The 8,595-nt window shown below is 33.2% G+C and carries 9 protein-coding genes; 7 read left to right on the forward strand and 2 right to left on the reverse strand.

Features of this window, described 5'->3' with window-relative positions; genetic code table 11:
• Nucleotides 1-79: 79 nt before the first annotated feature.
• Nucleotides 80-304, reverse strand: a complete 225-nt coding sequence (locus ACSULM_RS12165; protein ID WP_436863059.1) for a helix-turn-helix domain-containing protein — start codon at nt 302-304, stop codon at nt 80-82.
• Nucleotides 305-467: 163 nt separating this feature from the next.
• Between ACSULM_RS12165 and ACSULM_RS12170 the strand changes: the two genes are divergently transcribed.
• From ACSULM_RS12170 to ACSULM_RS12195, 6 genes are all read left to right on the forward strand, one after another.
• Nucleotides 468-1,607 carry an MFS transporter gene (locus ACSULM_RS12170; protein ID WP_436863061.1) on the forward strand — a complete coding sequence of 380 codons (1,140 nt, stop codon included), beginning with the start codon at nt 468-470 and terminating at the stop codon, nt 1,605-1,607.
• Nucleotides 1,608-1,824: 217 nt separating this feature from the next.
• On the forward strand, nt 1,825-2,790 hold the full coding sequence (locus ACSULM_RS12175; protein WP_436863063.1) for a LacI family DNA-binding transcriptional regulator: 966 nt from the start codon (nt 1,825-1,827) through the stop codon (nt 2,788-2,790).
• A gap of 44 nt (nt 2,791-2,834) precedes the next feature.
• Nucleotides 2,835-3,224 (forward strand): D-ribose pyranase, encoded by a 390-nt coding sequence (gene rbsD / locus ACSULM_RS12180; RefSeq protein ID WP_436863065.1) that lies wholly within the window; start codon nt 2,835-2,837, stop codon nt 3,222-3,224.
• A gap of 13 nt (nt 3,225-3,237) precedes the next feature.
• Nucleotides 3,238-4,728, forward strand: coding sequence for a sugar ABC transporter ATP-binding protein (locus tag ACSULM_RS12185; RefSeq protein ID WP_436863067.1), 1,491 nt, complete (start codon nt 3,238-3,240; stop codon nt 4,726-4,728).
• On the forward strand, nt 4,715-5,656 hold the full coding sequence (locus ACSULM_RS12190; protein ID WP_436863069.1) for an ABC transporter permease: 942 nt from the start codon (nt 4,715-4,717) through the stop codon (nt 5,654-5,656). The genes ACSULM_RS12185 and ACSULM_RS12190 overlap by 14 nt, the downstream gene beginning before the upstream one ends.
• Nucleotides 5,657-5,673: 17 nt before the next feature.
• Nucleotides 5,674-6,588, forward strand: coding sequence for a D-ribose ABC transporter substrate-binding protein (locus tag ACSULM_RS12195; protein WP_436863071.1), 915 nt, complete (start codon nt 5,674-5,676; stop codon nt 6,586-6,588).
• 56 nt (nt 6,589-6,644) lie between these two features.
• On the opposite strand, the gene msrA is transcribed toward ACSULM_RS12195, so the two are convergent.
• Entirely contained in the window at nt 6,645-7,160 is a 516-nt protein-coding gene (msrA, locus tag ACSULM_RS12200; protein ID WP_436863073.1) for a peptide-methionine (S)-S-oxide reductase MsrA, read from the reverse strand.
• A 139-nt stretch (nt 7,161-7,299) separates the two neighbouring features.
• On the opposite strand from msrA, the gene ACSULM_RS12205 reads away from it, so the two are divergent.
• Nucleotides 7,300-8,280, forward strand: coding sequence for an LCP family protein (locus ACSULM_RS12205; protein WP_436863075.1), 981 nt, complete (start codon nt 7,300-7,302; stop codon nt 8,278-8,280).
• Nucleotides 8,281-8,595 lie beyond the last annotated feature (315 nt).

Genomic DNA, 8,595 nt, shown 5'->3' on the forward strand with positions numbered 1-8,595 from the left:
TTGTGGTTATTAACATCTTACAATAGAGTGCCGTTTATGGGCATTTTTTTATGAAATTTTAAGAGTGTTGCACTTAATATTACAATCCGTCCATTAATAAAAATTTTTCTAAAACAAGTTCACCATTTTTATTCAGAAAAATCCCCCGAGATGTTCTATAGAATAAATGGCACCCAAAATATGTTTCTACTTGTTTGATCCGTTTGCTTAACGCAGGTGTACTAATATTAAGCAAACTAGAAGCATGGTTGAGACTTCTACATTCTGCAACTTTTATGTAATCCTCTATATAATCTATATTCATGTGTAATCTCCCTTTTAACAAGTACTTAATACCTCATTTAACTCATTCATTATTCTCTTAATATGTATATCATATTACACTTAATCTATAAATTTAATGAAGATGCTTATAAATTAAATATTTTAAGTCTTAGTTTCCAAAAATTAGTGATGGAGTTGGTTTTATGAGAAAGATATGGGTTTTAGCATTAGGTATGTTTGCTTTAGGCATGGATACATATATTGTAGCAGGGCTATTACCAGAAATGAGTAGAAGTTTTAATAAGACGAGTGCAGAAATTGGTCAAGGTGTTACGGTTTTTACTTTGTGCTTTGCGTTATCTGCACCTGTTTTTTCAGCACTTCTAGCTAAATATCCTGTCAAAAATATATTGTTGGTTGCTTTATGTATTTTTGGGTTAGCTAATCTAATGACTATTGCAGCTCCAAATTATTCTACATATATCATATCAAGGTGTATAGCTGGGCTAGGCGCGGGTATTTTTTCACCAATGGCAGTCAGTGCAGGTAGTTACTTGGTTGATACAAAACATAAAGGACAAGCCTTGGCTTTTGTTGTTGGAGGTATGAGCATAGGAACAGTAATTGGAGTACCTTTGGGTTTGCAATTATCTAGTATCATGGGATGGCGTTACTCAATTGCTGTCATTGTAGTGCTTAGTCTATTAGCATTTATATGTATTTTCATTTTATTACCTAATTTTAAAATATCTGCTCCTCCAAGTATTGCAACAAGATTTGCATTATTTTTAGACATTCAAGTTTTAAAAGTCATCTCTGTAACGATTTGTGCTTCAATCGCTAGTTTAGGACTATATACTTATCTTGCAGAAATTATTGAAAAATCACTTTCATCAGAGAATATAGCTATATTTTTGACTACATGGGGTATTGGTGGTGTTCTAGGTAGTTTTACGGTAGGTATAGCTATTGATAAATTTAAAAATACTCAAATATTAATGTTGGTGATTTTAATATTTTTAGGTTGCAGTATAGGACTGATACCTATATTAATTAAAGTACCACTTTTGGGACTTCTACCATTTTTGCTTTGGGGAGCTATGGGTTGGGCTACTCAAGCACCTCAGCAACATATTTTATTACAGAATCATAGAGAACACGGTAGCACCTCAGTTGCGTTAAATAGTTCTGTAAATTATTTTGGTAGTGCAATGGGTGCTGCATTAGGCGGCGTTATCCTTACTCAAGGAGGTACAGTCGAGGTATTAATTTATAGTGCGTTAATTATTATCATTATCGGTATTGTTATTCAACTATTTAATATATTTAGTAGTAAATCTTAAAATAAAATGAGTTATTTAAGCTGGGGCATAAATACGTGTTCCAGTTTTTTTAAACTAAAAAGTATAACTGTATGATTTAACAAATTTTGATGCGCGGTATGTAGATTATATTTTATTATAATACAGATTAATTAATAATTTTTTCATATAAAAAGACTATCAAACAAATAAAATTCATGGTAATATGAAAACGGTTACATATAGTGAGGTGGTTTTTATGCCGACAATTAAAGAGGTTGCCCAATTAGCAGGATGTTCTGTTGCTACAGTTTCAAGGGTGATTAACAACAATGGTTATGTGAAGGAAAAAACTAAGGAAAAGATTGAAAAAGCAATTCAACAATTAAACTATCAACCTAATGAAGCAGCACGCACGTTATTTAAACAAAAATCAAAGATAATCGGCTTGTTGCTCCCGGATATTAGCAATCCATTTTTTACTTTAATTGCACGAGGTGTCGAGGATATTGCGGTGAAGTATGGTTATCAAGTATTGATTGGAAATAGTGATAATGATAGTGACAAAGTCAGAACTTATCTATCAACATTTGCATCATATAATTGTGCAGGTTTGATAACGACAGCATTAAATGAACATGATATTGAAAATGTATTAAAACCTATGAAAATCCCATTTGTCTTTATTGACCGAACTAATCATGAGCATGGGGGAATAGCTACAAATCATTTTGAAGGTGGCAAGCTCCAAGCCCAAATTATTCATGATGGCAATAGTAAAAGTGTATTAATTATCCATGAGGATTTATCGATTAATGCATTTAATCAACGTATTGAAGGTGTGGAATCTGTATTAAATGAACATGACATAAAGTTTATAAGAATGAGCGCTCAATCTATTGATGATAATGATAAGTTGTTTGACTGTATTCAGCAACAACAAGTGGATAGCATTATTTGTAGTAATGATTTATTAGCGATAAAGATTTTGGGGCGTATTCAACAATATGGTTATATAGTTCCAACAGATTTACAAGTTATTGGATACGATAATATTCCTTTTTCAGAGATGACTTTTCCACAAATTACAACTATCGATCAATCTGCGTACCATTTAGGTGAATTAGCAGTTTCGCAATTACTGAATGTAGGAGGTAGTAGGAAGACACAACTTGATAATGAAGTGGCTCTTTCAGTTAGGAAACGCGCAAGTATTAGAAAATAATACGAAATATGTAACGGGTTACATATATATGGGGGCATAGCTTAATGTATAAAACAGGTATTCTAAATAGTGAAATATCCAAATTACTAAGTGATTTAGGGCATACTGATCAAATTATTATTGCAGATTGTGGTCTGCCTGTTCCACAAGGTGTTAAGAAGATAGACCTTGCTTTGGAATTTGGGAAGCCTACATTTTTAGACGTTTTTCATTTAATTAAAAAACATATGGTTATAGAATCCATTACAATCGCTGACGAAATGATTTCAGATAATAGAGTAATATATTCACAATTAGTTGCTGAAAGTATAAATATTACAACAAAGTCACACCATGATTTAAAAACGCATAGTGAAAATGTAAAAGCGGTCATTCGAACTGGCGAAGCAACACCTTATGCTAATGCAATATTAACAAGTGGTGTTTTATTTTAAAGGAGGTTAAATGATGATACAAATGAAGCAAATTCACAAATCATTTGGACAAAATAATGTGCTTATGGGTGTGGATTTTGAAATTGGCGATGCTGAAGTACATGCGCTAATGGGAGAAAATGGTGCAGGTAAAAGTACGTTGATGAAGATTCTAACGGGCGTTCATGAAGCGGATAAAGGTAATATTTTTGAAAATGGTGAGCCGCTTCACTTTAAAAATACTAAAGATGCTGAAATAAATGGTGTGTCGTTTATTCAACAAGAATTAAACATATGGCCTAATTTAACGGTTCTAGAAAATTTATTTTTAGGCAAAGAACCAACAAAGCTTTTAGGAATTATAGATACACATACGATGAAATTACAAGCAAAGGAACTATTTCAAAAATTAAATATCGATGTCGACTTAAATCAGATGGCTGGCTCTTTATCTATTGGTATGCAACAAATGCTCGAAATTAGCAAAGCGCTTATGCAAGACTCTAAAGTGATTATCATGGATGAACCGACTGCTGCTTTGACAAATACAGAGATAGACGTTCTGTTTAATCAAATCAGAAAGTTAAAAAGTGAAGGTGTTTCATTTGTTTATATTTCACATAGAATGGAGGAAATTTTTAATATTTCAGATCGCATTACAGTTATGAGAGATGGACGCTCCATATTAACTTCGACAACTGAAACTACAACACCGTCTGAAATTATCAAAGCAATGATCGGTAGAGATCTAGAGCATCAATATCCAACAAGACAATATAATCAGGGAGCATGTGTATTATCTGTCAATAAGCTGCATTCCTCTGAGCATAAATTAAAAAACATACATTTTGACTTACATAAGGGTGAAATACTAGGATTCAGTGGTTTGATGGGAGCGGGTCGCTCAGAAATTATGCGTGTACTTTTCGGATTGGATAAAGGAGATATGCAGGTGACATTGAATGATCATGTTATTCATATCGATAATCCTAATCGAGCTATTCAACATGGCTTAGCATTTATTACAGAAAATAGAAAAGAAGAGGGGCTAGTGCTTCAAGATTCTATATTAGAAAATATTTCATTACCAGCATTAAAAAGTTTTTCGAAATCGGGATTTTTAACAGAGCATACGATGAAGGATTATACGGAGAAAATGATTCAACGTTTAAATATCAAAGGTAAACAAGATGATAGTTGTATAGACCTATCTGGAGGGAACCAACAAAAGGTTGTGCTTGCAAAATGGATTGCTACAGCACCACATGTATTAATATTAGATGAACCGACAAGAGGTATTGATGTTGGAGCCAAACGTGAAATCTATCAATTGATGCATGAACTTACAGAACGGGGCATGTCAATCATCATGATTTCATCAGAGTTACCTGAAATTATTGGTATGAGTGATAGAGTTGCTGTGGTACATGAAGGTAATATAGCTGGTGTTTTAGAAAAAGCTGATATATCAGAAGAAAATATTATGACTTTAGCTACTGGAGGGAAAATCAATGAAACAGTCTAGTTTATCATTCTCGTATTTAGAAAAAATTATTCCATTTATTGGTTTAATTTTATTGGTAATTATAATAAGTGTATTAAATAGTGCATTTTTGGAACCATCAAATTTGTTTAATTTATTACGACAAGTATCGATTAATGGGTTAATCGCATTTGGTATGACCTTTGTTATTTTAACTGGTGGCATAGATCTATCTGTCGGTTCTACATTGGCTTTATCGAGTGCTGCGATTGCGATTATGATGATCTCAGGTGTGGATTCAATCATAGCATTATTAGTTGGCTGTATATTTGGAGCGATTTTAGGTGCTATAAATGGCCTTTTAATCACTTTAGGTAAGATGGCACCATTTATTGCAACATTAGCTACTATGACCGTATTTAGAGGTGTTACATTGGTTATAACGGATGGTAATCCTATTACTAATTTAAATGGGAACTATGCATTCCAACTGTTTGGTAGAGGTTATTTTTTAGGAATACCTGTACCTGCTGTAACGATGTTTATCACTTTCATCATACTTTATATTATTTTACATAAAACAGTGTTTGGCAGACAAACGTATGCAATGGGTGGTAATGAGAAAGCTGCTTTTATATCAGGAATTAAAGTTAATAAATTAAAAATTATGATTTATAGTTTAGCTGGCTTGATGTCCGCAATGGCAGGTGCAATATTGACGTCTCGTTTAAACTCAGCACAACCAACTGCGGGAATGTCTTATGAACTTGATGCTATTGCAGCTGTAGTGCTTGGTGGTACATCTTTAACAGGTGGTAAAGGACGTATACTTGGTACTTTAATTGGCGTACTTATTATCGGTGTTTTAAATAATGGCTTAAACTTACTAGGTGTTTCTTCATTTTATCAACAAGTCGTTAAAGGTGTTGTAATTATTATTGCAGTATTAATTGATAGAAAAAATAAATAGTGATTGGTGATGATTAAATGAAAAAAGTATGGATGATAATAATTGCGACGTTACTCTTTCTTACAGGGTGTTCATTAGAATCACCTTTGGAACAAAATGACAGTGGCAAATCAGATAAGAAAAAAGAAGATATTGTCATTGGTGTGAGTATTTCTACGCTGAATAATCCATTTTTTGTAAAGATTAAAGATGGTATTGAAGCAGAAGCTAAGAAACAAGGTGTTAAAGTTAAATTTGCAGATGCTCAAGATGATGCTGCTAAACAAGCGAATGACATTGATGACTTAATACAGCAGAATGTAGATTATCTTATTGTAAATCCTACAGATTCTGATGCTATATCGGGTAGTATTCAAATTGCGAATGATCAAAATATACCTGTAGTGACATTAGACAGAGAAGTAGCTAAAGGAAAAGTGGCGTCATTTATTGCTTCAGATAATGTTAAAGGTGGCGAGATGGCAGGAAAATTAATCGCTGAGAAATTTGGCGAAGATACTAAAGTTGCTGAATTAGAAGGTATTCCAGGAGCAAGTGCTACTCGAGAACGGGGTAAGGGGTTCCATAATGTTGCCGATGACTCATTAGATGTTGTCTCAAAACAAAGCGCTAAATTTAATCGAACTGAAGGATTGAATGTAACACAAAACATTATTCAGGCTCATCCCGATATTAAAGCTATTTTTGCTCAAAATGATGAAATGGCATTAGGTGCCGTAGAAGCGGTAGGAAATAAAGATATTAAAGTTATTGGATTCGATGGTAATGAAGATGCGATTAAATCAGTAGATAACCAAAAATTATTCGCTACTGTAGCCCAACAACCTCATTTGATGGGCGAAGAAAGCATTAAGACAGTGATGAACTTAATTGAAGGGAAGAAAGTTGAAAAGAAACATAAAATACCTTTAGAAATGAAACAACAAAAATAAAAGTATTGTCGTTATGAAATAAATAAACCGGATGCAGCATAAGCTGCTCCGGTTTATTAGTTATGATTATTATTTTGGTAGTTTTGGCGATCTTGTTGTTCTTTGGCATAGCGTTCAGGATTTTTTTTATAAAAATCTTGATGCTCTGGTTCGGCTTCATAGAATTTAGAAGCAGGTAAAATTTGTGTAGCAATTGCTTTATCTTTATTGATTGTATGCTTTAATTTTTCAATATAATCTTCGGCAACTAACTTTTGGTCTTCGTTTGTATAGAAAATAGCCGTTTTATATTGTTCTCCTCTATCTTGAAATTGACCACCAGCATCAGAAGGATCTATAACAGAAAAGAAAATTTCTAATAATTTATTATATGAAAAGAGAGCGACATCATATTCTATTTCAACTGTTTCTAAATGGCCAGTGTTGCCAGTCTTGACTTGTTCATATGAAGGGTATTCCACATGACCTCCCATATAACCTGAAGTGACTTTCTCGATGCCTTCAAAAGTATCGAAGGGTTTGACCATGCACCAGAAGCAACCTCCAGCGAAGTATGCTTTATTTATATTCATGATTAACTTCCTTTCCGTATTAGACCTTAGTACCATTTATTAAGATATTACTTGATTTTTATACACTTTTTATATAACTTTAATATATGTTAATTATAGTACATAGATGTGCAATTTTGAAGGTATAAGGTTGAGAGAAATGAGCGAAGACAAACTTAGAAGTAGTGAAAACACAAGTAGTAATACGAATACGCCCCCAATGCGGAGGGTGAAAAAGAAGCGATTTAGGAAACTTCCATTTATTATTTTATTTTTTATCATAATCTTGGCAGTTGTTATTGGCTATTCAATACATGGCTATAACTCAGGTATAAAGTATGCTAAAGATCAAGGTAAGACGCTAAAACAGCATAAGTTTAATGGTGCTGTAAAAAATGACGGTAAAATTACCGTGATGGTCTTAGGTGCAGATAAAGAACAAGGCGGTATTTCTAGAACAGATTCTATTATGATTGCGCAATACGATTATATTCATAAAAAGATGAAAATGATGTCTGTGATGCGTGATATTTATGCTGATATTCCAGGTAATGGTCAACATAAAATTAATTCAGCCTATTCTATTGGTGGACCTGAGTTGTTGAGGCAAACACTAAAGGAAAATTTAGGTATTGATCCAGAATATTATGCTATTTTAGACTTTACTGGTTTTGAAAAAATGATAGATGAACTAGAGCCTAATGGTGTTCCTATTGATGTTGAAAAAGATATGTCAGAAAATATTGGCGTGTCATTGAAAAAAGGACATCATCGCTTAAATGGTAAAGAGTTACTAGGATATGCTAGATTTAGACATGATGCTGAAGGCGACTTTGGTCGTGTACGTAGGCAACAGCAAGTGATGCAATCACTTAAACAGGAACTTGTAAGTATAGATACAATTCCAAAATTACCGAGAGTGGCAGGTATTTTAAGAGGTTATTTAAATACGAATATGCCAGATTCTGCGTTGATACAATCAGGATTAAACTTTGGTATACGTGGTGATAAAAATGTTGATTCTGTAACGTTACCAGTTAAAGGTACGTATCAGGATATTCAAACGCCTATGGATGGTAGTGCATTAGAAATAGATAAAGCTAAAAATAAAGAAGAAGTGAAAAAATTCTTAGAGGAATAGCTTTTTACTTTCACTAAATTTAAGAGTTTGGGACATAAATCCCCATTCTTAAATAAGAGGACAAATCCATCGTTAAGGATTTGTCCTCTTTATATTTAAAATCTTCCGATTTTGACCGTGCATGCTTGCCTGGGGTATGGCTCGAGCCAGTAGTCTCTCACTCATACTATTCCCCTAGGCGTCAGCACGTTACAAAATCGGTACAATATATATTTTGCTATTCAAAAAAATAAGGCCCTTTCGTATAATTTAATAAACACTACTAAACTAAATTAACGAGGTGCCTTATGTATAAAAATTATAACATGACTCAAC

Source organism: Staphylococcus caeli (assembly GCF_051413795.1).
Classification (GTDB): Bacteria; Bacillota; Bacilli; order Staphylococcales; family Staphylococcaceae; genus Staphylococcus; species Staphylococcus caeli_A.

What these genes read in the sequence shown, in the direction of transcription:
- ACSULM_RS12175 (WP_436863063.1), top strand. Translation starts at nt 1,825, where the DNA reads ATGCCGACAATTAAAGAGGTTGCCCAATTAGCAGGATGTTCTGTTGCT.
- ACSULM_RS12185 (WP_436863067.1), top strand. Translation starts at nt 3,238, where the DNA reads ATGATACAAATGAAGCAAATTCACAAATCATTTGGACAAAATAATGTG.
- ACSULM_RS12190 (WP_436863069.1), top strand. Translation starts at nt 4,715, where the DNA reads ATGAAACAGTCTAGTTTATCATTCTCGTATTTAGAAAAAATTATTCCA.
- ACSULM_RS12195 (WP_436863071.1), top strand. Translation starts at nt 5,674, where the DNA reads ATGAAAAAAGTATGGATGATAATAATTGCGACGTTACTCTTTCTTACA.
- msrA (WP_436863073.1), bottom strand. Translation starts at nt 7,160, where the DNA reads ATGAATATAAATAAAGCATACTTCGCTGGAGGTTGCTTCTGGTGCATG.
- ACSULM_RS12165 (WP_436863059.1), bottom strand. Translation starts at nt 304, where the DNA reads ATGAATATAGATTATATAGAGGATTACATAAAAGTTGCAGAATGTAGA.
- ACSULM_RS12170 (WP_436863061.1), top strand. Translation starts at nt 468, where the DNA reads ATGAGAAAGATATGGGTTTTAGCATTAGGTATGTTTGCTTTAGGCATG.
- ACSULM_RS12205 (WP_436863075.1), top strand. Translation starts at nt 7,300, where the DNA reads ATGAGCGAAGACAAACTTAGAAGTAGTGAAAACACAAGTAGTAATACG.
- rbsD (WP_436863065.1), top strand. Translation starts at nt 2,835, where the DNA reads ATGTATAAAACAGGTATTCTAAATAGTGAAATATCCAAATTACTAAGT.